General features: G+C 71.8%; 16 protein-coding genes. 10 read left to right on the forward strand and 6 right to left on the reverse strand.

The genetic code is table 11. The features are described from left to right. Positions 1–12: 12 nt before the first annotated feature. The 3 genes from araA (at position 13) to BLV05_RS04580 (ending at position 6,146) form a co-directional block, all read left to right on the forward strand. A complete protein-coding gene (gene araA, locus BLV05_RS04570; RefSeq protein WP_152690604.1) occupies positions 13–1,521 on the forward strand; it encodes an L-arabinose isomerase in 1,509 nt (502 codons plus the stop codon). A gap of 258 nt (positions 1,522–1,779) precedes the next feature. Beyond that, positions 1,780–4,872: a beta-L-arabinofuranosidase domain-containing protein gene (locus BLV05_RS04575; RefSeq protein ID WP_046767147.1), complete on the forward strand. Its 3,093-nt coding sequence runs from the start codon at positions 1,780–1,782 to the stop codon at positions 4,870–4,872. 71 nt (positions 4,873–4,943) lie between these two features. Continuing rightward, positions 4,944–6,146 (forward strand): cytochrome P450, encoded by a 1,203-nt coding sequence (locus tag BLV05_RS04580; protein ID WP_046767146.1) that lies wholly within the window; start codon positions 4,944–4,946, stop codon positions 6,144–6,146. Positions 6,147–6,225: 79 nt separating this feature from the next. Here BLV05_RS04580 and BLV05_RS04585 read toward each other — a convergent pair whose 3' ends face one another. The 3 genes from BLV05_RS04585 to BLV05_RS04595 all read right to left on the reverse strand — a co-directional run bounded on the left by BLV05_RS04585 (position 6,226) and on the right by BLV05_RS04595 (position 15,385). Further along, positions 6,226–9,363: a family 43 glycosylhydrolase gene (locus BLV05_RS04585; protein ID WP_046767145.1), complete on the reverse strand. Its 3,138-nt coding sequence runs from the start codon at positions 9,361–9,363 to the stop codon at positions 6,226–6,228. A 183-nt stretch (positions 9,364–9,546) separates the two neighbouring features. Further along, positions 9,547–14,256 (reverse strand): Ig-like domain-containing protein, encoded by a 4,710-nt coding sequence (locus tag BLV05_RS04590; protein WP_197683528.1) that lies wholly within the window; start codon positions 14,254–14,256, stop codon positions 9,547–9,549. Positions 14,257–14,359: 103 nt separating this feature from the next. Further along, positions 14,360–15,385 (reverse strand): LacI family DNA-binding transcriptional regulator, encoded by a 1,026-nt coding sequence (locus tag BLV05_RS04595; RefSeq protein ID WP_046767144.1) that lies wholly within the window; start codon positions 15,383–15,385, stop codon positions 14,360–14,362. A 243-nt stretch (positions 15,386–15,628) separates the two neighbouring features. On the opposite strand from BLV05_RS04595, the gene BLV05_RS04600 reads away from it, so the two are divergent. The 5 genes from BLV05_RS04600 to BLV05_RS04620 all read left to right on the forward strand — a co-directional run bounded on the left by BLV05_RS04600 (position 15,629) and on the right by BLV05_RS04620 (position 21,508). Then, positions 15,629–16,945 carry an ABC transporter substrate-binding protein gene (locus BLV05_RS04600; RefSeq protein ID WP_046767143.1) on the forward strand — a complete coding sequence of 439 codons (1,317 nt, stop codon included), beginning with the start codon at positions 15,629–15,631 and terminating at the stop codon, positions 16,943–16,945. Between the two features lie 81 nt (positions 16,946–17,026). Next, a complete protein-coding gene (locus BLV05_RS04605; RefSeq protein WP_052762176.1) occupies positions 17,027–17,968 on the forward strand; it encodes a carbohydrate ABC transporter permease in 942 nt (313 codons plus the stop codon). Positions 17,969–17,978: 10 nt separating this feature from the next. Then, a complete protein-coding gene (locus tag BLV05_RS04610; protein WP_046767142.1) occupies positions 17,979–18,803 on the forward strand; it encodes a carbohydrate ABC transporter permease in 825 nt (274 codons plus the stop codon). Positions 18,804–18,864: 61 nt separating this feature from the next. After that, entirely contained in the window at positions 18,865–20,814 is a 1,950-nt protein-coding gene (locus tag BLV05_RS04615; protein WP_197683530.1) for a glycoside hydrolase family 127 protein, read from the forward strand. A 13-nt stretch (positions 20,815–20,827) separates the two neighbouring features. Continuing rightward, on the forward strand, positions 20,828–21,508 hold the full coding sequence (locus tag BLV05_RS04620) for an RraA family protein (RefSeq protein WP_046767141.1): 681 nt from the start codon (positions 20,828–20,830) through the stop codon (positions 21,506–21,508). A gap of 19 nt (positions 21,509–21,527) precedes the next feature. On the opposite strand, the gene BLV05_RS04625 is transcribed toward BLV05_RS04620, so the two are convergent. Genes BLV05_RS04625 through BLV05_RS04635 form a run of 3 tightly spaced genes read right to left on the reverse strand, consistent with a single transcriptional unit; the run spans position 21,528 to position 23,366 of the window. Beyond that, a complete protein-coding gene (locus tag BLV05_RS04625) occupies positions 21,528–21,932 on the reverse strand; it encodes a hypothetical protein (protein WP_046767140.1) in 405 nt (134 codons plus the stop codon). 33 nt (positions 21,933–21,965) lie between these two features. Then, positions 21,966–22,514, reverse strand: a complete 549-nt coding sequence (locus BLV05_RS04630) for a TIGR03086 family metal-binding protein (RefSeq protein ID WP_046767279.1) — start codon at positions 22,512–22,514, stop codon at positions 21,966–21,968. A 60-nt stretch (positions 22,515–22,574) separates the two neighbouring features. Beyond that, positions 22,575–23,366, reverse strand: coding sequence for a helix-turn-helix domain-containing protein (locus BLV05_RS04635; protein ID WP_046767139.1), 792 nt, complete (start codon positions 23,364–23,366; stop codon positions 22,575–22,577). Positions 23,367–23,435: 69 nt separating this feature from the next. Here BLV05_RS04635 and macS point away from each other — a divergent pair, with 69 nt between their 5' ends. Then, positions 23,436–24,581, forward strand: a complete 1,146-nt coding sequence (gene macS / locus BLV05_RS04640) for a MacS family sensor histidine kinase (RefSeq protein ID WP_197683531.1) — start codon at positions 23,436–23,438, stop codon at positions 24,579–24,581. Next, the gene (locus BLV05_RS04645) at positions 24,578–25,219 is read left to right on the forward strand and encodes a response regulator (protein WP_046767137.1); all 642 of its coding nucleotides are present in this window, start codon (positions 24,578–24,580) and stop codon (positions 25,217–25,219) included. The genes macS and BLV05_RS04645 overlap by 4 nt, the downstream gene beginning before the upstream one ends. The last annotated feature ends 12 nt before the right edge of the window (positions 25,220–25,231 follow it).

Here is a 25,231-nt window from a genome sequence, read left to right on the forward strand (position 1 = left end):
GAGGAGATGACGATGGACGACGTGTTCGGTCAGCGCGAGGTCTGGTTCCTGACCGGGAGCCAGGGGCTGTACGGCGAGGACACGCTGCGGCAGGTGGCCGAGCAGTCCCAGGAGGTCGCCCGCGCGCTCGACGAGGCCGGCGACATCCCGGTGCGCGTGGTGTGGAAGCCGGTGCTCACCTCGGCCGACGCGATCCGCCGGGTCGCGCTCGAGGCCAACGCCGACGACGCCTGCGTGGGCCTGATCGCGTGGATGCACACGTTCTCGCCGGCCAAGATGTGGATCGCCGGGCTCGACGCGCTACGCACGCCGCTGCTGCACCTGCACACGCAGGCGAACCGGTCGCTGCCGTGGGCCGAGCTCGACATGGACTTCATGAACCTCAACCAGGCCGCTCACGGCGACCGCGAGTTCGGCTACATCCAGTCCCGGCTCGGCGTCGCCCGCTCGACCGTCGCCGGGCACGTCAGCGACCCCGCCGTCGTCGGGCGGGTGGCCGACTGGGTGCGCGCCGCCGTCGGCTACGCCGAGGTGCACTCGCTGCGGCTGGCCCGGTTCGGCGACAACATGCGCGACGTCGCCGTCACCGAGGGCGACAAGGTCGAGGCGCAGCTGCGGCTGGGCGTCTCGGTCAACACGTACGGCGTCAACGACCTGGTCGCGGTCGTCGACGCCGCCAGCGACGCCGAGGTCGACGCGCTGGTCGCGGAGTACGACGACGCCTACGACCTGGTGCCGGAGCTGCGCAAGGACGGCGACCGGCACGAGTCGCTGCGCTACGCCGCCCGCATCGAGGCCGGCCTGCGCACGTTCCTCACCGACGGCGGGTTCCGCGCGTTCACCACGAACTTCGAGGACCTCGGCGGGCTGCGCCAGCTGCCGGGCCTCGCGGTGCAGCGGCTGATGGCCGACGGCTACGGCTTCGGCGGCGAGGGCGACTGGAAGACGTCGGTGCTGGTGCGGACGGTGAAGTCGATGGCGGCCGGCCTGCCGGGCGGCACGTCGTTCATGGAGGACTACACGTACCACTTCGGGCCGGGCGAGCCGAAGATCCTCGGCGCGCACATGCTGGAGGTCTGCCCGACGATCTCGGCGGCGACGCCGTCGGGCGAGATCCACCCGCTGGGCATCGGCAACCGCGAGGACCCGGTCCGGCTGGTGTTCGACGCGGCGCCCGGCCCGGCGGTCGTGGTCGGGCTGGCCGACCTCGGCGAGCGGTTCCGGCTGGTGGCGAACGAGATCGACGTCGTGCCGCCGGACGAGCCGCTGCCGAACCTGCCGGTGGCCCGGGCCGTGTGGAAGCCGCGGCCGAGCCTGTCGACGTCGGCCGAGGCGTGGCTGACCGCCGGCGGGCCGCACCACACCGTGCTGTCGCAGGCCGTGGGCTCGGACGTGCTGAGTCTGTTCGCCGACATGGTGCGCACCGAGTTGCTGCTGATCGACGCCGGCACGACGACCCGTCAGTTCACCAACGAGCTGCGCTGGAACCAGGCCTACTACCGCCTTGCCCAGGGCTTCTGACCCCACCTCTCCCGCCTCTCCCACCCAGTTGATCATGGAAAAGGTCGGCTTCCGAGCGCCGCCGGACCCGACCTTCTCCATGATCAACGGCTGTCAGTGAGACGCTCGCCAAATTTCATGTCAAATGTGGCATAGTACTGTCACCGCCGTATCGAAGAAGAGGAGACCACCGCCGCACATTGTTACCGGGAACACCCTCTCACCAGGGGGTTCCCGGACCCGTCAAGTGCCGACCTCGCAATGAAGGGAAGACGGAGCATGACAATCGAGAAGCCGGGCCTGAGCCGCCGCACGTTCGTGCGCGCCTCCGCCATCGGCGCGGCCGCGATCGCCGCACCGACGGCCATTCCCACTGCCGCCGCAGCGGCGGTAGAGACCAGCGGCGCGGCCGCCGACGACGTGACGGGCGCCGCCCCGTACGTCGGCGCGGGCAGCAACGCGCCGGTGCGGCCGTTCTGGCCGAACGACGTCCGCCTGGGAACGGGTCTGCTGCAGGAGAAGCGCGACCGGATGAAGGCGTTCCTGCAGACGTTCGACGAGCGGCGCTTCCTCGTGCTCTTCAACAACCAGGCCGGCCGGCCGAACCCGCCCGGGGTGTCGACGCCCGGCGGATGGGAGGACGGCGGCCTGCTGAGCGGGCACTGGGCCGGCCACTACCTGAGCGCCCTCGCCCAGGCCTACGCCGACGGCGGCGAGCAGATCTTCAAGACCAAGCTGGACTGGATGGTCACCGAGCTGGCTGCCTGCCAGGCCGCCATCACAGCGCGCATCGACAACCCGGACGAGCCGGAGGAGCCCGAGGAGCCGGTCATCGGCCGGGTACCGGGCCGGTTCGGCAACGGCCTGCGGCTCAACGGCGGGAGCACCGCCCAGCACGTGCGGCTGCCCCAGGAGGCGGTGTCGCAGCTCACCAACTTCACGATCGCGACCTGGGTCAACCTCGCCCAGGCGCAGAGCTGGAGCCGGGTCTTCGACTTCGGCACCGGGACCGCCGTCAACATGTTCCTGACCGCACGCTCCGGCAGCACCGGCAACGCGCCCCGGTTCGCGATCACGACCAGCGGCAGCGGCGGCGAGCAGCAGATCAACGGCACGTCGGCGATCCCGACCAGCCAGTGGGTGCACCTCGCCGTCAGCCTCGCTGGGAACGTCGGCACGTTGTACGTCAACGGCGCGGTCGCCGGCACCAACGCGAACATGACGCTCAACCCGACCAACCTCGGCGTCCCGGGCAACGTCTGGATCGGCCGGTCGCAGTACGGCGACCCGATGCTCAACGCGACGATCGACGAGTTCCACATCTTCGACCGGGCGCTCAGCGCGGCCGAGGTGCAGTCGCTGCAGGACTCGGCCGCCGGGACGACCGGCGGCGGCAACATCGCCTGGTACAGGTGCGACGAGACCGAGGGCGCCACGCTGCAGGACGCGTCGCCTAACGGCCGGTCGGCGGGCATCGTGCCGGTGCCGAGCGGCAACGAGCCGCTGTGGACGCCGGTCTACCCCGGCTACCTCGGCGCGATCCCGGAGGACGCGGTGATCCGTCTGGCGCCGCCGCGGTTCGCCGTCTATGGCGGCAACCTCGCCACCAACGTCTGGGCGCCGTGGTACACCCAGCACAAGATCATGCGCGGCCTGCTGGACGCCTACTACTTGGCCGGCAACCAGACCGCGCTCGACGTCGTCACGAAGATGGCGGACTGGGCGCACAGCGCCCTGACCATCGGCGACAAGAAGCACCCGCAGTACACGGGGCCGATCACCCGCAGCGACCTCAACTACATGTGGGACACCTACATCGCCGGCGAGCTCGGCGGCGCCAACGAGATCTTCCCGGAGATCTACGCGCTGACCGGCGACGAGCAGCACCTCGAAACCGCCAAGCTCTTCGACAACCGCGAGTCGCTGTTCGACGCGGCGGTCGACGACCGCGACATCCTCGTGGTGACGAACCCGAGCCAGATCGGCCGCCGCCGGCCGGCCCGGCTGCACGTCAACATGCACGTGCCGAACTTCACCGGCTACCTGCGGATCTTCGAGCAGACCGGCGTGCAGGACTACTTCGACGCGGCGAAGCACTTCTTCACCTGGATCGTCCCGCACCGCATGTTCAGCCACGGCGGCACCGGCGGCAACTTCCCCGGCTCGAACAACAACATCGAGATGTTCCAGAACCGGGACAACATCGCCAACGCGATCGCCCAGGGCGGCGCGGAGACCTGCTCGATCTACAACGTGTCGAAGCTGGCCCGGAACCTGTTCTTCCACACGCAGGACCCGGCGTACATGGACTACTACGAGCGGGCGATCTTCAACCAGATCGCCGGCTCGCGCGCCGACACGACGACGACCAGCAACCCGCAGGTCACCTACTTCCAGCCGCTGACGCCCGGCGCGAACCGGTCGTTCGGCAACACCGGCACCTGCTGCGGCGGCACCGGGCTGGAGAACCACACGAAGTACCAGGACACCGTGTACTTCAAGTCCGCCGACGGCTCGGCGCTGTGGGTGAACCTGTTCGTGCCGTCGACGCTGACCTGGGCCGAGAAGGGCCTGGTCGTCTCGCAGGAGACGGCCTTCCCGCGCCAGGACAGCACGCGGATCACCATCCAGAGCGGCGGCGGCCTGTTCGACCTGAAGCTGCGCCGTCCCGCCTGGGCGACGAAGGGGTTCACGGTCCGCGTCAACGGCCGGCCGGCGCCCATGCAGCCGGCCGACCCCGGCACCTACGCGACGCTGCGCCGCACCTGGCGGCCGGGTGACGTCGTCGAGGTGTCGATGCCGTTCGGGATCCGGATCGAGCGGGCCATCGACCGGCCGGACACCCAGTCGATCATGTGGGGCCCGCTGCTGCTGCCGATCCTCGGCAACCCCGGTGGCGGCACGTACCGCGAGTTGACGCTGTACTCACAGCTCAAGCTGGACGGCGACTATGCGCGCTCGGCGATCACCGCGGCCGGCACCAGCCCGGCGGGCGACCAGCTGTTCACGACGCACGGGTTCAACCTGCGGCCGTGGTACGTCGGCGACACCCAGGCACACTCGGCGTACTTCCGCCGGGTCGAGCCGCGGATCGTCTTCGGGAGCATCGACACCGGTGTTCCGAACGTGAAGCGCAACGACGAGCTGCCGAACTACGACGTCCCGGTCACCGGCATCCCGCAGCCGGGCACCGACGGTCTGAGCTTCCTCGACGTCGTGTGGGACGACGCGCCGTTCAAGAACCACGGCGCGTTCGTCTCGACGGTCGCCCGGACCGCCGAGGAGTTCGTCACGCTGGGCCTGCTGACCGACGAGCAGAAGGACACGGTCGTCGCGGCCGCCGGCCAGGCGCGGGCCGAGCTGGCAGTCTGACGTTCACCCCCTAACCGCCGGCCGGTCCCTGGGCCGGCCGGCGGGTACCACCGCACGAGAGGGCGGGACTCTTGACCGACGATTTCGGGCCGTTGGAGCTGTGGGAGCCCGAGACCCGGCGCGACCCGCACCCGTTCTACGCCCGCGTGCGCGCGGCCGGCGGCCCGGTGCCGCAGTACGACCCGGCCGGCAACCGGTTCTGGATCGTCGCGCGGCACGCCGACGTGCTCGAGGGCCTGCAGCACCCGGACATCGGGCACGAGGTGCACCGGCACCAGGAGCGCGACCGTTCGCCGTCGCCGTACCCGCCGAGCGAGACCGAGCGCATTTCGTCGCGCCAGCTGATCGCGCTGGACCCGCCCGACCACACCCGGCTGCGGCGGCTGGTCAGCACCGCGTTCACCGCGCGGACGGTGGCTCGGCTGGAGGGCTGGATCGCCGACGTCGCGGCCGAGCTCGTCGCGCAGGCGCGCCGGCTGGGCCGGTTCGACGCGGTGACCGACCTGGCCGACCCGCTGCCGGTCAACGTCATCGCGCAGCTCGTCGGCGTCCCGGACGAGGACCGCGCCAGGTTCCGGGACTGGTCGGCGACGATCGTCTCCGCGTCGGACTACGACGGCTCGGCCACACTGGCGTTCGCGGCCTACGTCGACGAGCTGGCCGCGCGACGCCGGGCCGAGCCGCGCGACGACCTGATCTCCGGGCTGGTCGCGCTGGAGGCGCAGGGCGAGGCGCTGGACCGCGACGAGCTGGTCGCGATGGTGCAGCTGCTGCTGATCGCCGGCCAGGAGACCACCGTCGACGTCATCGCGAACGCGCTGCGTCTGTTGCTGACCCATCCAGAGCAGTGGCACGACCTGCGCACCGACCCGTCGCTGGCCGGTGCGGTCGTCGAGGAGACGCTGCGGTTCCGCGGGCCGGTCGAGATCGTCCCGCCGCGGTTCACGTTCCGCGAGCTCGACCTCGCCGGCGGCACGATCCCGGCGTTCGAGCGGGTCGGCCTGTCGCTGTGGGGCGCGAACCGCGACCCCGAGGTCTTCGCCGACCCGGACGTGTTCGACGTCCACCGCGCCGACGTCGCGCGGCACCTCGCGTTCGGGTACGGAGGGCACTTCTGCCTCGGCGCGCCGCTCGGCCGCCTGGAGGCCCGGCTCATGCTGGAAGCCGTCGCGCGCGAGCTGCCGGACCTGGAGCTCACCAAGGCGGTGGACGACGTCCGCCTGCACCACGGCGGCGCGCTGCCGCTGCAGGTCGGGCCGGCCCCGTCCAGCTGACTGGACGGAACCGGCCCGATCGGTGAGTGCTGCCCTCCACGCCCACCGGAACCGGCAGGCGTCGAGGGTCGGTGGGATATCAGCCGCACGTCGCGGCTTCGTAGTCTGCGTAGACCTCGGTCACCACCTCCTCACCGTTGACGGTGCCAGTGGCTTCGACCGTCACCTCGCCCGCGGGGATCTGCGCCGTCCGCGCGGCGAGGGACTGGTCGGCGACCCCGCCCGGAGCGACGTCGCGGAACGAGCGGATGCCGTAGGCGGTCTCGATCCGGACGTCGATGGGCACGTCGTGGTCGTTGGTGACCCGCACCGTCACGAAGCCGGTCCGGCCGAGGCAGCGGGTGCCGGCCTCGACCGTCGCCGGCACCTTCGGCAGGCCGGGATCGTCGGCGAAGACCCGCCACTCCGTCGCCGCGACCGCGGAGTACGTCGTGCCGTTGCCGTTCGCGGCGATCGCCGCGCGCAGCCGGTCTGTGGTCACCGGCGTGAACGTCACCGTGTTGAAGGCGGTCGAGCTGGTCCCGTACGCCGACGGGTTCTCGACGTCGCGCCAGGCCGAGCCGTCCCAGTACTGCAGCACCCAGGACTGCGGCTCGGCGACGCCCTCGCCCGTCCCCTGGGGCTGGTCGCGCCAGAACTTGATCTCGGCGCCGGTGAGCCGGATCGGCCGGGCCCACTGGAACTGGGCCCACTGGGTGGCCGGCCGGTTGCCCGACCAGGTGCCCCAGAGCTGCGCCTGGCTCGGGTTGTTCGGGTCGAGGCCGTCGTTGAGCGCGCCGACGGCGTTCCACCCGGCCGTGTACGAGGCGGTCGCCGTGCCCAGCGGCGCGACGTTGCCGGTCAGCGGCCCGGAGATGTCGGCCGGGATCACCGCCGACCGCGTGGTCTCGACGTTGCCGGCGACGTCGGTGGCGCGGAAGAACACCTGGTGCCGCTGGGTGTCCGGCGCCTTGACCGGGCGGCCGTCGTAAGGCGTCCAGGCCCCGCCCGTGCCGATGGCGTACTCGATGCGGGCCAGGCCGGACGTGGCGTCGGTCGCCGAGATGCGCACGGACCGGCGCGCCTCGTCGACCGTCCCGGCGCTGGCCGGGGCGACGCGGTCGATCCGGACGGCGAGGCTCGCCGGGTCCGAGGTGTTGCCGGCCCGGTCCGTGGCCGTCGCGACGACGGCGTGCTGCCCGTCGCCGGTGACCGTGACGTCGGTGTAGCGCACCGGCCCCGCGACCACCGGCGCCCCGCCGTCGACCACCGACTCGATGGTGACCCGGCCCCCACGGTCGTCCGCGCCGGCGACCCGCACCCGGACGTCGGACCGGAACCAGCCGGCGCTGCCTGCGCTGCCGCTCGGCGCCAGCGTGACGGTGGGCGCGGTCTCGTCGCCCTCGGTGTCCCCGGGGTCGATGACGTTGACGGTGGCCGTCACCCGCCCGCCCGCGTAGCCGAGGACCGAGCCCTCCACGGTGAGCGATCCGGGCGCCGCGACGTCGTCGGCGTCCAGTGCGTCCCAGAACGCCGGGACCTGTAGCGTCTCGCCCGACGACGGGAACGTCACCGGCACCGTGCCGGGCAGTTCCGTCTCGCCGACCTCGACGGTCATCGGCGGCGGTGCGACGGACCCGGGCTGCTCGGCCAGCGCCTTCCACTCCTCGACCGCGACAGCGGAGTACGTCTGGCCGTTGGTCGAGGCGTCGAACGTGGCCCGCAGCTGCGTCGTCGTCACCGGGCTGAACGTCGTGTTCTGGAACCCGCTCGTGCCAGTGCCGTACCCGCTCGGGTTCGGCACGTCGCGCCACTGCCCGTCGCCGCTCGCGTCCCAGTACTGGATCTTCCACGACGCGGGCGCCGCGACACCGACGCCGGTGCCCTGCGGCTGGTCGTTCCAGAACTCGATCTGCGAGCCGGTCAGCCGCAGCGGCCGGTCCCACGTGTACTGGACCCACTGCTGCGGCGGGTTGTTGCCGGTCCAAGTGCCCCACATGTCCGGCGGCAGCGGGTTGGGCCGGACGATCTCGTCGTTGAGTGCCTTCACCCAGTACTGCGTCGGCACCGGCGTGTTCGAGACCGTGACGGCCGCCTCCTGGGCCACGTTGGCGCGCGGCGTGACGTCCTTGACCTTCGGCGGCGTCGTGACGACCGGAAGGATGCGGGCCGGCGTCTGGGTGTCGTCCCACTCGAGGCGGTCGATCGCCACCGAGCGGCGGAAGTGGTTGCCGCCGACGGCGTCGGCCGTGTGGTAGGCCAGCCACCACTGCCCGTCGAACCGCACGATGCCCGGGTGGCTGGTCGTCGACGACACCGGGGCGAGGATCCGCCCGCGGTACGTCCACGGCCCGGCCGGCGACGTGGCCGTGCCGTAGGCGATGCACGCGTGGTAGTTCGCCGGCGTGCACGGCGACGTCGGCCCGGCGTTGTTGCCGGCGTAGGCCATGTAGTAGGTGTCGTTGCGCTTGAAGATCCAGGCCGCCTCGAAGAAGCCGGTCAGCCCCGTGACGTTGCGCACCGAGCCGATCGGGGTCTTCATGTCCTGCTGCAGCTCGAGCATGCGCAGGTTGCCGAAGCTGCCCCAGTAGACGTAGACGCGCTGGTTCGGCGCCTCGCCGTCGATGAGGATCGTCGGGTCGATGTTGTGGATGGTGTTGGGGGCCGGCACCCGCTGGGAGATGATCGGCGCGCCGACGTGGTCGGTCCACGGTCCCGTCGGGGTGTCCGAGACCGCGACCCCGATGCCGAACTTGTCGCTGGCCGGGCTGGCCGCTTCGTTCACCGGGACGTACCAGTAGTAGCGGCCGTCGACGCCGCGCACGACCTGACCGGCGTAGGCGCGGCCGGGCGTCGCCCAGCCGAACACCTGCTCGGGGCGCATGAGCGACGGGTGGTGCGTCCACTCGCCGGCGTCGACGTCGGAGGTCACGAACGCGCCCCACTCGTTCATGATGAAGTCGTTGCGGGTCGGGCCGGCCTCGTCGTGGCCGGTGAAGATGTAGAGCTGGTCGGCGCCGGTGTCGTTGCCCGGCGTGCCGGCCGGGACGACGATCGGCGCGGGGTCGGCCGAGTAGTAGCTGCCGTCGCCGAGGATCGGGTTCTCGGTGTTCGTGAATGTGACGGGGTCGGCGGCGGCCGCGGGCGCGACCGGGCCGAGCAGGCCGGCGGCGAGTACGGCGGCGACGGCAGCCGGCCCACTGCGGAAAAGCAGGCTGCGGCGTCGAGTGGCGGTCATGGGGTCTCCTCGCGTCAGGCTTACGGTCCTGAGGAGCGGTGGGGGCGGAGGATGCTGCGCCGGCTCCGCTTCGCGGCGGTGAAGCATGCCGCGTGCGCTCTTGACGCCGGCTCCGCATCCTCCGCCCCCTCCGCGGCCCTCGGGCCTGGCGCCTGCACCCGAGGGCTGGGAGGTGGCGGTGCGCTACCCGCAGGTGATCGCCGGGTAGGGCTTGACGATCTCCGCCGTCCTGCCGTTGGCGTCGATCGCGGTGACCGTCGTCTGACCGGCGGCGATGCTCGCCTGCCTCGTGGCGAACAGCTGGAACGCGGCGGCACCGGGCTCGATGCCGTCCAGCTGGCGGGTGCCGTACGGCGTCTCGAGCGTGATGTCGAGCTCGACGGGCTCACCATTCGTCGCCCGGACATCGATCACGGCCCGCCGCCCGAGGCAGCGCACCTCGGTGGCCACGGTCACCGCGGGCGGCGTCCCGCCGTCACCCACCGTCAGCCTGAGCGTCGTGGACCGGGTGCCCGCGTCGCTCACGTAGTCGGGCAGGATCAGGTCACCGGTGATCGTGTAGGCGCCCGGGGTGTTGACGACGGCCGGATTGAAGTTCCAGTCCACGCCGATCGCCTGATTGTCGCGCGAGCCGTCGTTGTAGGAGACCTCGACCTTCGTCGGCAGGTGCGGCAGCTCGCCCACGTCGACGGACTGCTCGAACTGCTCGGCGCCCTGGATCGAGATGCCGCCCGGCGAGTTCTCCGGCCGCACGTAGACGCGCGCCTCGGCGATCAGGCCGTACGTCGTGTTCGTGCCGTAGACGACGAACGGGTCGACGTTGGTCTCGGCCACCATCTCCTCGGTGATCGGCTGCCAGGTGAACGGCAGCGAACCGCGCGCACCGCTCGCGTACTCGACGTCCAGCTCGGCCGGCAGCGTCGGCACCTCGCCGACCACCGTGCGCATCAGGACCGGGCTGTCCACCGTCTCGACGGTGTCGCCGTTGACCCGCCACCTCAGCACACCCGTGCCCGCACCGCTGCCCTGCACGCCAGTGATGCGGATGCGCAGGTGACTCGTGGTGATGGCCTGGAAGTCGAGGTGGTTGTAGGCGTTGCGGGTCAGCGCGCCCGCGTACGTCGACGTCCCGGTCAGCGTGACGGGCGTCCAGGTCTGGCCGTCGTTCGAGCTCTCGACGACGTACGTGTCGGCCCGGGGCATCCGGGTGCCGCCGTTGTCGTCGTACCAGTAGATGTCGGTCGACCCGATCAGCACCGGCGAGTCCCAGCTGTACCGGAGCCACGCGGCGTTCGCCGGCGACGTGCCGTTGGCGGGCTGACCCCACGAGCCCCAGCCGTTGCCGGCGCCGGGGTTGGAGCTGGCCGGCGTGGTCGGCTCGTTCACCCGGAGCGGGTTCTCCCAAGGTGCGCTGCCGCTGGTGGTGATCGTGGCCAGCGCACCGAACTCGGCCGAGGTCGGCTTCTCGGTCAGCTGCACCTCGACGTCGCGCTGGGTGGTGAGCTCGCCGTCGGACGCCGTCAGCCGGAACACGTAGGTCCCCGCGACCGTGCCCGTGACCGTCGTGCTCAGTGCGTTGGCGTTGCCGAAGATGACCCCGGCGCCGGCCGGCCGCGAGACCGCCGACCAGCTGTAGGTCAGCTCGCCGGTGTCGGGGGCGCCGTCGTCGGTGATGATCCCGACCAGGTTCGTGGACAGGTTGCCGTCCCGCGTCCGGTCGACGGTGACCGTCACCGACGGCGGGTCATTGACGACGTCGGGCACCTCGCGGCCGGAGTCGAAGATCTGGATCTCCGAGATCGCGGTCGAGAACGACGGCGTGTTGGTGAACGCCAGCCGCACCCGGTCGGTCGTGACGGCGTCGAACAGCGCCTCGTTGAACTTGGCGCCGGGGATCTTCGGCGACTTGAACGCGTCCGGGACGGTGACCCAGCCGCCGCTGCCGTCGGGGATCTGGATCGTGTAGCGCTGCGGCTCGCGGTAGCCGCCGGTCTGGCGGTCGCTGACGAACCACACCTTGAGGTTGTCGAACCGGACCGGCTCGCCGAGGTCCAGCTCGACGTAACCGCCTGGCTCCGTCGTGCCGTAGTTGCCCCAGTACGGCTCGTTGACGGTGACGCCGTCGGTCACCGCGGCGAGCGTGACCGGGCGCTCGGTCTCCTTGATCGCACCCGGCGTGTAGTTCATCGCGCCGCTGGTCCAGCCCGGCGTGTGGAACTGCCGCCACGGCGTCGGACGGGCGCCCTGCTGGGTGAACGACGACGACAGCTCGGCGCCGTCGGCCAGGTTCGGCGCGTCCTCGCCGAGGTCGATGCCGGCCGTGCGCAGGTAGGACGCGACGCGCTCGTCCTCGATGGCGGTGTCGACCGCGGCGGGGAGTTCGGCGCCCTCGGCACCGGCCACGGTGACCGTCAGGCCCTCGTCGGACTCGACGATCTCGTGGCTGTTCGGGTCGTAGACGAACCCGCCCAGCGCGTTCGCGGTCGCCTTGCGCTCACCGTCGACGAACAGGCTGTAGCCCGCGCCCAGGCCGTAGTGGGAGCCGTCCTCGTCCCACACGATCGTGACGTCCTTGCCGTGGTAGCGCAGGTTGTTGACCATGAAGTGGTCGTAGCCGAGGTCGATCGGCGACAGCTCGATCACGTCGTCGGAGCGCGGCTGGATGCCGCCCATGTCCTCGACGTAGATGTAGTTCATGTTGCCGAGCATGATGTGGTTCTGGTTGTTGCGGTTGTAGGTGCGCGTCGCCGGGTTCCAGTTCGAGTAGTACTCGGCCTGGTTCGCCACCCGGGCGTCACCGTTCGGGTAGATGCTCCACGCCATCCAGTCCAGCAGCCGCGCGGCGTACTCCGGCGTGACGTACTTCTGCTCCGGGTCGTAGTGCCGCAATGCCGACCGGACGGCGCGGTACTGGACCGTGAAGTTGATGTTGGAGAAGTTGTTCGACCCGCCGATCCCGAACTTCGTCTTGTCCCACTGGTTGGCGGTGTAGAACGGGAAGATCGGGAAGTTGTCGCCGTAGCGCAGGAACCGGAAGCCGTCGACGTAGGTGTTGGCCTGGTCGAACGGGATGAGGTTCTGGGCGTAGACGTCGTACAGGTTCGACTCCCGCGCCGGGATGAGGTCCCGCTCGGCCGCGCTCAGCGGGTTCTGGGTCCCGCCCGACGTCGCGCCATGCGAGGTGCCGGCGAGGAACATCCGCATCTCCTGGCTCCACAACCGGCCGAGGATCGACTCGCGGAGCTCGTCGGCCTTGTCGCCCATCTCGTCGACCTTCGCCGGGTCCGCCCCGGCCATCGCGTAGAGCTGGCGGGCCGCGTCGAAGTCGCCCCACACGTAGGCCGACTCCGGCCGCTCGATGGTCCGCGCTCCCGGTGCGCCGCTGCCGACCTTCGGGTAGCCGAAGCTGATCGCGTCGGAGTCGTTGCCCGGCATGAAGTTGCTGTCGTAGGCGATGAGGTCGTCGCCGTTGCCGTCGTAGTGCTCCAGCTGACCCTTGCCGTCCCACTCGAAGTAGTGGCCGAACCGCTCGGCCACCGCGGGGCCGCCGCCGTGGACGTTGTACGCCTCCAGCCCGGCGGTGCCGAGGTACTGCGAGTAGTGGTTGTTCCAGCTGGTGTGGCCGGGGCTGTCGAGGAACGCCGACGAGCCGGACAGCTCGCCGATGTTGAGGATCTGCCCGTAGGCGAGGTACGGGTTGCGGATCCACTTCGTGTCCTGCAGGTGCATCGGCTGCGTGAGCGCGACGGCGTTCTGGTACAGGTTCACGCCCTCGATCGTGGTCGGGTACTGGTAGACGTAGCCCGGCTCGTTCGCGTCGAGGCTGTTGTAGCGCTCGCCCCACCAGCGGTAGACGATCGCCTTCTCGACCGCCGGGCTCGGCACGTCGATGTAGGGGATGTCGGCCGCCCAGCGGCGGTTGAACTCGGTGATCGCGGTGCGCGTGGCCTCGGCCGGCGCCAGCTCCGCGTACTCGTAGAAGCTGGCCCGCGAGTCCGGCAGCGCGTCGGAGTAGAGCACGCCGACGACGGACAGGTCGACCGACCCGCCAGCGGGCACGGTGATCTCGCGGTCGAGGTTGGTTCCGTTTCGCGTGAAACCATCGGCCTTGAGGCCGACCGTCACCCGCGACCACGGGGTGTCGATGAGCCCGTTGTTGGCCCCGCTGGTCAGCGTCCGGGTGCCGGTCAGCTCGTCGGCCGCGTCGGTGGACGTGGTGGCGAGCGGCGCGGCGGCGCGGACGGTGAACGTGACGGCCTCGGCGCCCGGGTTGCTGAACGCGAGCCGGGTGACCGCGACGTTGTCGTAGGTGATGAGCTTGGTCTGCTCGGCGACCACGCCTGTCGTGCCGACGGTGTAGCGCCCGCGCGCGTGGCTCGGCGCGTTGAACCGCTCGGCGCCCACCTCGGCGACGGTCTGGCCGGGCACCGTCACGGTGTAGAAGTTGCCCAGGTTGTTCGGGCCGCCGGCGTACGCGCTGCCCGCGAAGCCCATGGTGCCGAACTGGCTGTTGCCGCGCATGTACAGCGTGCGGCCACGGGTCTGCAGCACGCCGTTGCCGCTGGTCCCGCGCACGCCCAGGATGCGGTCGAGGTAGTAGTCGGTCCCGCCGGCGGCGAGGTCCCGGTCGAAAATCGACTGGTGCATGCTCCCCGCGGTGTACGGCACGCCCGGCTCGAGCACGGTCGCGACCTGGTCCTCGTTGAGGTACGTGGGGTCGCCGATGTCCATCGTGTCGGTCAGGCCGTCGGTGTAGAGGCCGACGTCGCTCTCGTTGCCCGGCAGTACATGCGAATCCGCGTACGCGGAGCCCGGTAACAGCACCAGGCCGCCGCAGGCCATCACGCCGCAGGTCGCGGTCGCGATGGCTCGTCTGACTGTTCGTCCCGACATCACCGTGTCCTCTCCATCGGGAACCAGGAAATGCATGACGGCCGGCGGCGTTGTTAGCGTTCACATCACCGCCGGTGGAACTCCGGCCCGAGTGCCGCACGGGTCACCCGGGGACGGTCGAGCCGCGGATCACCACCCGGGTGTCCAGCGCCTCGACCCCGGACCGCGGCTCGCCGTCGATGGCGGCGAACAGACGCTGCGCCGCCACCCGGCCGAGCCGTTCGAAGTTCATGTCGACGCTGGTCAGGGCCGGACGGGCGCCACTGGTGAAGATCTCCCAGTTGTCGAAGCCCATGACCGCGACGTCGTCGGGCACGGTGCGGCCGTGTTCCCGCAGCGCGTCCATGACGCCGCGGGCCACCTGGTCGCTGCCGCAGAGGATGGCGTCGAGCTCGGGGTGCTGGCCGAGCAGCATGGACGCCGCGGCGCGGCCCCAGCTCTCCGTCCAGGATCCGAACCGGACGTCGCCGACCAGCTCCATGCCGTGGCCGGCGAGCGCGGCGAGCGCACCCTGGGCGCGTTCCTGCGAGGCGCCGTAGGTGGGGTCGCCGGTGATGTGGGCGATGCGGGTACGCCCGGTCGAGACGAGGTGGTCGACGGCGCTGCGGCCGGCGCCGACGTTGTCGACCACGATGGACAGGTCTTCGGGGTCCTCGGACGGCGCGTACGCGTAGACGACCGGGACGGACAGCTCGCGGCCCAGGGACGGCCGCGGGTCGGTGCGGCTGCCCACGACGATCAGGCCGTCGATACGGCGGCTGAGCAGCGCCTGGACGTGGTGCTTCTCGCGGATGGCGTCGCCGCGGGCGTCGCAGAGGAACACGGCTACGCTGTCGGCGCCGAACGCGTCCTCGGCGCCCATGAGGATCGGGATCGAGAACCGGCCCTCGAGGTCGTTCGTGAGCAGCCCGACCGTGCCGGTGCGGTCGGCCAGCAGGCTGCGGGCCAGCTCGTTCGGTGAGAACGAGAGTTGCTCGGCCGCCTCGACGACGCGCGCGCGGGTTTCGGCGCGCACCTGCTTGCGACCGTTGAGCGCCTTGGACGCGGTGGCGACCGAGACACCGGCCAGGCGGGCGACGTCGTTCAACGTCACCTTGCGCGAGGCCGACGATGGCACGGCGTTGTTCATGCTGCGAGCGCCTCCGTTGACGACATTTCGGCACAGCGTACCCGAGCGCCCCGAAAACAGGTAGAGCGAGTTTCGTGATCGATTTCGGCGCCTTGCTCTGCTGGGCGAATCTGCGCGCTGTAGAGGGTTGACGTCGCCCAGTCGAACTCCTACCTTCGCAGAAAGCCTTTTCGGCACTTTCGTTCCTGGTGCCGGCAAACGGAAGGCATCCCATCAGATTCGGTCCCACCGGGGAGACGGACGATGCGACGTAGTACCAGGACACGGGCGACGACGGCCGTGACCGCTGCTGTGCTGGCGCTCGTGGTGAGCGCCTGCGGCGGTGACGACGGCGACGACACCGACACCGCCGGCAGCGACGGCGACTCCTCGCCGGAGGCGTCGCTGGCCGAGGGGGTCGACGACGGCAGCACCATCACGATGTGGACCAGGGCGGCCACCGAGGCGCAGTCCCAGCGGCTCGTCGACGCCTACAACGAGAGCCACGAGAACCAGGTCGAGCTGACGGTCATCCCGACCGACGACTACCTGCCACGGGTCGGCACGGCGGCGGGCGCGGGCGAGCTGCCCGACGTCCTCAGCCTCGACGTCGTGTTCGTGCCGCAGTTCACCACGGCCGGCGCGTATCTCGACATCACCGACCGCATCGACGCGCTGCCGTTCGCCGACGACCTCGCGCAGTCGCACATCGACGTCGGCACGCAGGACGGCGCCAAGTACGTCGTGCCGCACGCGATGGACCTGTCGGTGCTCTTCTACAACAAGACCCTCTACGAGCAGGCGGGTCTCGACCCCGAGGCGCCGCCCACCACGATGGAAGAGTTCGCCGAGCACGCCCGCGCGGTCGACGCCCTGGGCGGCGATGTCAGCGGCACGTTCTTCGGCGGCAACTGCGGCGGCTGCTTCGTCTTCACCTGGTGGCCGAGCATCTGGGCCAGCGGCGCCGACGTCATGAACGAGGACGGCACCGAGTCGTTCCTGGCCGAGCCCGAGGCGCAGGCCGTCTACGACATCTGGAAGGGCCTGGTCGACGACGACATCGTCGGGCCCGGCACCCAGGACGAGGCCGGCCCGACGTGGACCGGCGTCTTCCCCGAGGGCAACATCGGCGTGATGCCGATGCCGTCCACGACGCTCGGCCTCATGCCCGACACGTTCGAGACCGGCGTCGCGCCGATCCCGGGCGTCGGCGGCGGCGAGTCGACGTTCGTCGGCGGCGACGCCGTCGGCATCTCCAGCAACAGCGAGGTCCCGGACGCGGCGTGGAACTTCATCGCCTGGACGCTCGGCGACGAGGCGCAGGTCGAGGTGCTCGCGCAGAACCGTGACGTCGTCGCCCGCACGGACCTCGCGTCGAACGAGTACTCCGACCAGGACCCGCGGCTGGTGACCATCAACGAGGTCGCCGGCGTCGGCCGGACGCCGTACTCGATGCGGTTCGGTGAGACGTTCAACGACCCGCAGGGCCCGTGGCTGCCGCTGGTGCGCAACTACGTGTTCGGCGACGGCTCGACGCTGGAGCAGGACAACGAGGCGGTCGACGCGTCGCTGCAGAGCTGACCGGGTCCGGTGGGGCCGCGACCACCCGCGGCCCCACCGGCACCCCGTCCGCCCGACCCTGCCAGAGGAAGGACCCGACGCTTGGCCAGCCCAGTCCTGCGCGAGCCCGCGGCTCCGCCGGCGCACCAGACCCCGAGCTCCCGGGTCTGGTGGCGCACCCGGACGTTCCAGGGAGCGATGTACGCCGCGCCGGCCGCCCTCTTCGTGCTGCTGTTGTTCGTGGTCCCGCTGCTGCTGGTGGGCCAGATGTCGGCCAGCGAGTGGCCGCTGCTCCAGGGCGGCCAGGGCATCAACCTGCCCCACAACTACACCGGCATCGCCGACGACCGGCTGTTCTGGCCGGCGGTCGGCTTCACGCTGAAGTACACCCTCATCGTCGTGGTGGTGCTGCTGGTCCTCTCGATGGGGATGGCGCTGCTGGTGCAGGAGCGCCGCCGCGGCGTCGGGCTGCTGCGCACCGCGTACTTCCTGCCGGTCTCGCTCGGCCTGGCGTCGGCGTCGCTGCTGTTCTGGGGGTTCTACAGCCCGCAGATCGGCCCGATCGACCCGATCCTGGAATGGCTGGGCATCATCGACGAGCCGATCCGCTGGATCGGGACGCCGAACATGGCGCTGTTCTCGTCGATCGTGCTGGTGGTCTGGAAGTTCGCCGGGTTCTTCATGCTGATCCTCATGGTCGGGCTGCAGTCGATCCCGACCGAGGTCTACGAGGCCGCCCGGGTCGACGGCGCCAGCAAGGTGCAGTCGTTCTTCCGCATCACGCTGCCGCTGCTGCGCCCGTCGATCGCGCTGTGCCTGATCATCTCGGTCACCGGGTCGCTGCTGGCGTTCGACCAGTTCTTCATCCTGACCAACGGCGGTCCGGACAACTCCACCACCACCGTGGTGATGATGATCTACCGGGAGGCGTTCCGCCGGTTCGACCTCGGCTCGGCGGCCGCGCTGTCCGTGGTCGTGCTGCTCGTGCTCCTGGTCATCAACATCGCCCAGTTCCGCTACCTGCGCCGCGGCGCGGACGACTGAGGGGCGACCGATGAGACTGCAGCAGGCCATCGGCCGCACGTCGTTCTGGGTGTTCGGCGGCGGGCTGGCGATCATGTTCCTCGTCCCGCTGATCTGGACGGCCGTCGCGTCGGTGTCGCCGCACGGCGCGACGGCGCAGCAGGAGGGCTACGGGTTCAACAACTACCGGACGCTGACCGAGTACGACGCCGGGCTGCCCACGTACCTGTGGAACAGCGCGTACGTCTCGATCCTGACGGTCGTGTTCACGCTCGTGCTGTCGTTGCTGGGCGGGTACGCGTTCGCCCGGTTCCGGTTCCCCGGGCGCGACGCGCTGTTCCTGCTGATCATCGCGATCCTCATGGTCCCGTACGCGACGCTGCTGGTGCCGCTGTGGGTGCTGATGGGCGAGCTGGGGCTGCGCAACTCGCTGACGGGCCTGGCGCTGGTGCTGACGCTGTACCAGCTGCCGTTCTCGATGTTCATGATGCGCATCTCGTTCGAGGCGGTGCCGCGCGAGATCGAGGAGTCCGCGCTGGTCGACGGCTGCGGCACGTTCGGCGTGCTGCGCCGGGTGCTGGTGTTCGCGGTGTGGCCCGGCATGATCACCGTCGGGCTGTTCGCGTTCCTGCACGCGTGGAACGACTTCATCGCGCCGCTGTTCATGATCAACGACAGCTCGCGGTACCCGCTGTCGCTGGCCATCGCCACGCTGCGGCAGCAGACGATGGGCGCCGTCGACTTCGGCGCCACGCAGGCCGGCGTCGTGATCATGGCGCTGCCCTGCCTGCTGCTGTTCGTCCTCCTGCAACGGCACTACGTGCGCGGCTTCATGTCCGGAGCACTGAAGGGATGAGTCGCAGCGCGGCTCTCCCCGTCCCGCCGTCCCACCGATCCCTCCTGGAGGTGAATGCATCGTGCCCGCCGACCTGACCGCCGATGCCGGAACCCGCGACGACACCGGCGGCCGGCCCGTGGTGCCGAGCACCGGCCGGCTGCGCCCGCTCGGACTGCGCGAGGTGCGCATCACCGGAGGCTTCTGGGGCCACCGGCAGTCCGTCAACGCCGCGGCCACGCTGGAGCACAACCTGAGCTGGGAGCGCCGGGTCGGCTGGATCGACAACTTCGCCGCCGTCGTCGAGGGCCGGGTGAGCCACGACCGCCGCGGCCGCGAGTTCTCCGACTCCGACGTCTACAAGCTGATCGAGGGCATGGCCTGGGAGGTCGCGCGCACCGGCGACGCGTTCGCCGCGGCGTCGATCGACGAGCTGTCGAAGGTGATCGAGCGGGCGCAGGAGCCCGACGGCTACCTCAACACCGCGTTCGGCCACGCCGGCCAGGGCTCGCGGTACTCAGATCTCGAGTGGGGCCACGAGCTGTACTGCTACGGCCACCTCATCCAGGCCGGCGTCGCGCTGCTGCGGGCCGGTGTCGACAGCCCGCTCGTCGACGTCGTCCTCCGCGCCGCCGACCACGTGTGCGCGGCGTTCGGGCCGTCGGGCAACCAGGGCGTCTGCGGGCACCCGGTCGTCGAGATGGCGCTGGTCGAGCTGTACCGGGTCACCGGTGAGCGGCGCTACCTCGACCAGGCCGCGCTGTTCGTCGATCGCCGCGGGCACGGCACGCTCGCCGACGTCGAGTTCGGCCGGGCCTACTTCCAGGACCACGTGCCGGTGCGCTCCGCCGACGCGTTCCACGGGCACGCCGTCCGGGCGCTCTACCTGGCCTCCGGCGCCGTCGACGTCGCGGTCGAGACCGGCGACGACGAGCTGCTGGCCGCGATCGAGCGGCAGTGGGCCGCCACCGTCGCGCGGCGGACGTACATCACCGGAGGCATGGGCGCCCGGCACATGGACGAGGCGTTCGGCGACGACTTCGTGCTGCCACCGGACCGCGCGTACTCCGAGACGTGCGCCGCGGTGGCGTCGGTGCAACTGTCGTGGCGGCTGCTGCTCGCCACCGGCGACGCGCGCTACGCCGACCTCGCCGAGCGGACGCTCTACAACGTCATCGCGACGTCACCGGCCGACGACGGCCGGTCCTTCTTCTACGTCAACACGCTGCATCGGCGCCGGATCGGCGGGCTGCCCGCGGTGGACCGGCAGCACCCGCGCGCCGAGTCCGGCGTCCGGGCGCCCTGGTTCGACGTGTCGTGCTGCCCGAACAACCTCGCCCGCACGTTCGCCAGCCTGGCCGCGTACCTCGTCACCGCCGACGAGGACGGCCTGCAGGTGCACCAGTTCGCCGACGCCTCGGTGTCGACGCGGCTCGCCGGCGGCCGGCCGGCGGGGTTCGAGATGTCGACCGGCTATCCGTCCGACGGCGCGGTCGTGCTGCGGGTGACAGAGACGTCGGCGGCGCCGTGGACGCTGTCCGTGCGGGTGCCCGCGTGGGCCGGCGACGGCGCCGTGCTGGTCGAGCCGTCCGGTGCCCGGCGCCCGGTCCGTCCCGGCGTCGCGTCGGTGACCGCGGCGTTCGCCGTCGGCGACGAGGTCCGGCTCGAGCTGCCCATGGAACCGCGCTGGGTCCGCGCCGACCCGCGCATCGACGCGCTGCGCGGCACCGTCGCCGCCGAGCAGGGCCCGCTGGTGCTGTGCGCCGAGTCCGCCGACCTGCCCGCCGGCCGTCACGTCGACGCCGTCCGCGTGGACGTCGACGCCCCGTTGGTCGCCGACGGTGACGGCGCGGTCGTGGCGTCCGGCGCCCTGGCCACCCCGGGCGATCGCGACTGGCCCTACACCCCCGACGCCGGCGCGGCGACCGCGACGACGCCGGCCCGGATCCGCCTCGTGCCCTACCACTCCTGGGCCTCCCGCGGCCCGTCGACGATGCGGGTCTGGCTGCCTGTTGTCACTGACCAACTCTGACTAGAGTCAGAGGATGTTCGAGAACCTGACGACGGCCCATCTCGCCGACGCGTGCGTGCGGGCCGGGGTGCCGGTGCGCTGCGCGTCGGTGCCGCCGGTGGTGCCCGGGTGGCGGGCGGCCGGGCGGGCGCTGCCGTGCGTGCACGTCGGCAGCGTCGACGTGTTCCTGGAGGCGTACGAGGCGGCCGGGCCGGGCGATGTGCTGGTGGTCGACAACGGCGGCCGGAGCGACGAGGCGTGCGTCGGGGACCTCGCGGTGCTCGAGGCGCGCGGCGCCGGGCTGTCCGGCGTCGTGATCTGGGGGCTGCATCGCGACAGCGCGGACATCCGGGCCATTGGGCTGCCGGTGTTCAGCCTCGGCGCCCTGCCCACCGGACCGCAGCGCCTCGACCCGCGCCCGGCCGACGGCGGGCTGGTGCTGGCCGCGGTGGCCGGCTTCGACGTCACCCGCGGCGACGCGGTTCTGGCCGACGACGACGGCGTGGTCGTGGTGCCGTTCGACCGAGCCGGGGAGCTGACCGTGCTGGCCGCCGCCATCCGCGACACCGAGCGGCAGCAGGCCGACCTCGTCCACGCCGGCACGACGCTGCGCGACCAGCTCCGCTTCGCCGACTACCTGGCTCGTCGCCGCACGGAGCCTGACCTCACGTTCCGCGCCCACCTGCGCTCCATCGGCGGCGCCATCGAGGAGTGAGGGCGGCACGCCTGCGGCGTCAGTCGCCGATCGCGAGATACAGCAGCGCCTTGCCGTACGCCTCCTCGGCCTGGTCGTCGTCGACCTCGACCGGCCGGCCGTCGACGTCGAGCGTCACCCGGTAGCTGTCGCCGGTGCGGTCCAGCCGGACGAACGCGCCGCCGAGCAGCTCACGCAGCCGCGACTCGCCGGGCAGCCAGAGCGCGGCCTCCTGCTCGACGCTGTCCAGCGCCCACTCGACGGTGCCGTTGAAGCCGAGCACCCGGCCGCCGCTCGGGAACTCGAGGACGTCGACGACCATGTGGCTGACCACGAAGACCTCGTCGTCCATGCCGCGGTCGGCGATGACGAACCGGTCACCGGGGCGCGGCTCCCACCGCAGCCCCGCCTCGCGCAGCTTCCGGGCCAGTTCGACGGAGATCATGCCCCCATTGTCTACCTCTGCGCGGTTCCCGGGTCAGCGGCGGCGGCCGAGCAGCCCGAGCAGCTTGGTCTGGTCGTCGGCGTCGTCGGGCACCGGGACCTCGGGACCGCAGACGCCGGGCCGGCGCAGGTTGTCGCCCAGCTGGCGGATCGTCGGCAGCAGCTCGGCGACGTCCTCGGGCGGGATGGTGTCGTCGAGGCCGGCGCCGCGGGCGATGTCCCAGCCGTGCACGATGAGGTCGAGGCCGAGGAACTGGTCGGCCGTCGCGGCCACCGTCGTCGGGCCGAACATGCCCTCGTACGACGTGTTCGCCCGCTCGGGGTCGTCGAGCAGCTCCTGCATGGCGTCGCGGGTGTGCCGCCAGGCGGCGACCGGGTCGTCCTCGACCGGCGGGCCGGGCGGCAGCGTCAGGCCACCGAGCTCGGCGACCCCGCCGTGCCAGTCGATCAGGTGCGCAACGACGTCGCGGGTGGTCCAGCCCTCGCACGGCGACGGCGACTCCCAGCGGTCCGCGGGGACGGACTCGATGCGGTGGTCCAGCACGGCGGCCAGCCGGCGGTAGCGGTCAGCGATGTCGGTCATGTCTCCACCCTGCCGCGACAGCGGGCGGTCGCGCTTGTACGGATGCGACATCGGGGTGACTCAGGCCGCCCGGCCGGCCGGCGCGGGCGCTTCGTCGACCACCGAGCCGGGACCGTGCCAGTCGGGGACCTGGCTCTGCAGCAGCTCGCTGGGCGTGCACGACGCGATGCGGCGGCAGTCGTGGGAGAGGTGTGCCTGGTCGCTGTAGCCGGCAAGGACGGCCAGCCCGGCCAACCCGAGGGCGGCGTTGCCGGGCGAGCGGGCCAGCGCCATGAAGCGCTGCAGCCGCAGGATGACCCGGAGCATGGACGGCGGGTAGCCGAACGCGGCGCGGCTGCGGCGCTGCAGCTGGCGGTCGGTCAGCCCGGCGGCGTCGGCCAGCTCGGCGATGCTGCTGGAGCGCCGGCTCAGCACCCGGACCGTCCACGACACCAGCGGGTCGGGCCCGTCGGTCTCGGCCAGCCAACTCCGCGCCGCCGCCGTCAGCAGGGCCAGCCGGGCGTGCGCCGTCCCGGCGTCGGTGACCCGCCCGGCCAGCTCCTTCGCACCCGGACCGAGCAGGTCGTCGAGCCCGACCCGGGTGTCGAGCAGCACGTGCGCCGGGGTGCCCAGCAGGCCCGGCGCGACGCCGGGGCGGAACCGGACGCCGACCGCCTCGGTGCCGGACGGCGTCGTGACCGGCCACGCCGCGGTCTCGGGTCCGCACACGATGACCCGGCCGTCGGCCAGCCACATGACGTCGATGCAGCCGTCGGGCACCAGCAGCTCGACGCCGTCGACCTGCGCCGACCAGCCGCACACGAGCGCGTCGCGCAGCTCGGGTGCCACAGCCACCGGGCGGTACCAGGACATGAGTTATCAGCCTAGGCCCGGGCACCGACAGGTCTGGGAAACGTCCGGACCGCTCTCTACGCTGACCTGGTGGACGCCGCGCTGCCGGGGTACGAGGAGCAGTGGTGGCGTGCCCTGGCGGTGTTCCGCGCGTTCTCCGTCCTCTACGCGGCCGTCCTCTACGCGCTCGCGCGCGACGACTACGAGCACGTCACCGCCGGCTGGCTGGTGCTGGCCGGACTCGTCGTCTGGACCGTGCTGACGTACCTCTGGTACCGGCGACCGGCCGCCCGGCGCTGGCCGTTGCTGAGCGTCGACCTGCTGATCGCCGCGGCCGCCGTCGTCGCGACCCGGCCGCTGCAGTTCGACTCCGACGCCGGCGCGCAGACGCTGCCGGTGATCTGGGTGGGCGCGCCGGTCATCGCCTGGGCGCTGGTGTACGGCTGGGGCGCCGCGGTGCCGGCCTCGGCGGTCATCGGACTGGCCTACGTGGCCGAGCGCGGCGCCGTCACCCCGGCGCTGCTGCACAACACCGTCCTCGTGCTGGTCGCCGGCGCGACCGTCGGGTACGTGTGCGGGCTGGCCTGGCGGTCCGAGCGACGGCTGGCGGCGGCGCTGCGGGATCAGGCGGCCGCGCAGGAACGCGACCGGCTGGCCCGGGTGGTCCACGACGGCGTGCTGCAGGTACTGACGTACGTGTCGCGGCGCGGCCGCGAGCTGGGCGGCGACGCCGGCGAGCTGGCCGGGCTGGCGGCGGAGCAGGAGATCGCGCTGCGGGCGCTGATCACCGCCGGACCGGCGGCGTCACGCTCGCCCGGCCGGCTGGACCTCGGCGAGCTGCTGCGGGCGGCGGCCACGCCGCGGGTGTCGGTGGCCGTACCACCGGCGCCGGTGCTGCTGCCAGCCGCCGCGGCGCACGAGCTGGCCGCCGCCGTCGCGGCCGCGCTGGACAACGTCGAGCGGCACGCCGGACCGGAGGCGCGGGCGTACGTCCTGCTGGACGACGACGGCGCCGACGTCACCGTCGTGGTCCGCGACACCGGTGCCGGGTTCGCGCCCGGCCGGCTGGCGGCGGCCGCGGCCGAGGGGCGGCTCGGGGTCGCGCGGTCGGTGGTCGGGCGGCTCCGGTCGCTCGGCGGGTCCGCCCAGGTCACCGGCGCACCTGGCGACGGCGTCGAGGTCACCCTCCGGCTGCCGCGGCGGACCGCCGCCCTGTCCCGGCGGGGTGCGCCGTGACCCGCGTCCTCGTCGTCGACGACCACCCGCTCTGGCGCGACGCCGTCGCCCGCGACCTCGCCGACGCCGGCTGCACCGTCGTGGGCACCGCCGGCGACGGCGACCAGGCGCTGCGCGTCGCGGCGGCGACGCGGCCCGGCCTCGTCCTGCTCGACCTGCAGTTGCCCGGCCGTAGCGGCGTCGACGTCACCCGCGCACTGTGCTCGGGGCCGCCGCCGGTGCCGTACGTCCTGGTGCTGTCGGCCAGCGGCGAGCAGCGCGACGTGCTCGACGCGATGAAGGCGGGCGCGACCGGCTACCTCACCAAGTCCGCCACCCGCGAGGAGCTGCTGGCCGCCGTCGACCGGGCCGGCCGCGGCGAGCCGGTGTTCACGCCCGGGCTGGCCGGACTCGTGCTCGGCGAGTTCCGCCAGCTCGCGTCGGGGACGCCGGAGCGGCCGGTCCTCACGCCGCGCGAGACCGAGGTGCTGCGGCTGGTCGCCACCGGGCGGTCGTACCGGCAGATCGCCGAGCAGCTCGTGGTGTCGCACCGCACGGTGCAGAACCACGTGCAGAACATCCTCGGCAAGCTGCAGCTCGACAACCGGGTGCAGCTCACCCGCTACGCGATCGAGCACGGCCTCGACGACGTCCGGTAAGGTCCCACGATC

Source organism: Jiangella alkaliphila, from assembly GCF_900105925.1.
GTDB lineage: Bacteria > Actinomycetota > Actinomycetes > Jiangellales > Jiangellaceae > Jiangella > Jiangella alkaliphila.

Excerpts from the sequence above, each read along its gene's own strand:
- araA (WP_152690604.1), top strand. The coding sequence starts at position 13 with ATGGACGACGTGTTCGGTCAGCGCGAGGTCTGGTTCCTGACCGGGAGC.
- BLV05_RS04575 (WP_046767147.1), top strand. The coding sequence starts at position 1,780 with ATGACAATCGAGAAGCCGGGCCTGAGCCGCCGCACGTTCGTGCGCGCC.
- BLV05_RS04585 (WP_046767145.1), bottom strand. The coding sequence starts at position 9,363 with ATGACCGCCACTCGACGCCGCAGCCTGCTTTTCCGCAGTGGGCCGGCT.
- BLV05_RS04590 (WP_197683528.1), bottom strand. The coding sequence starts at position 14,256 with ATGTCGGGACGAACAGTCAGACGAGCCATCGCGACCGCGACCTGCGGC.
- BLV05_RS04595 (WP_046767144.1), bottom strand. The coding sequence starts at position 15,385 with ATGAACAACGCCGTGCCATCGTCGGCCTCGCGCAAGGTGACGTTGAAC.
- BLV05_RS04600 (WP_046767143.1), top strand. The coding sequence starts at position 15,629 with ATGCGACGTAGTACCAGGACACGGGCGACGACGGCCGTGACCGCTGCT.
- BLV05_RS04610 (WP_046767142.1), top strand. The coding sequence starts at position 17,979 with ATGAGACTGCAGCAGGCCATCGGCCGCACGTCGTTCTGGGTGTTCGGC.
- BLV05_RS04620 (WP_046767141.1), top strand. The coding sequence starts at position 20,828 with ATGTTCGAGAACCTGACGACGGCCCATCTCGCCGACGCGTGCGTGCGG.
- BLV05_RS04625 (WP_046767140.1), bottom strand. The coding sequence starts at position 21,932 with ATGATCTCCGTCGAACTGGCCCGGAAGCTGCGCGAGGCGGGGCTGCGG.
- BLV05_RS04630 (WP_046767279.1), bottom strand. The coding sequence starts at position 22,514 with ATGACCGACATCGCTGACCGCTACCGCCGGCTGGCCGCCGTGCTGGAC.
- BLV05_RS04635 (WP_046767139.1), bottom strand. The coding sequence starts at position 23,366 with ATGTCCTGGTACCGCCCGGTGGCTGTGGCACCCGAGCTGCGCGACGCG.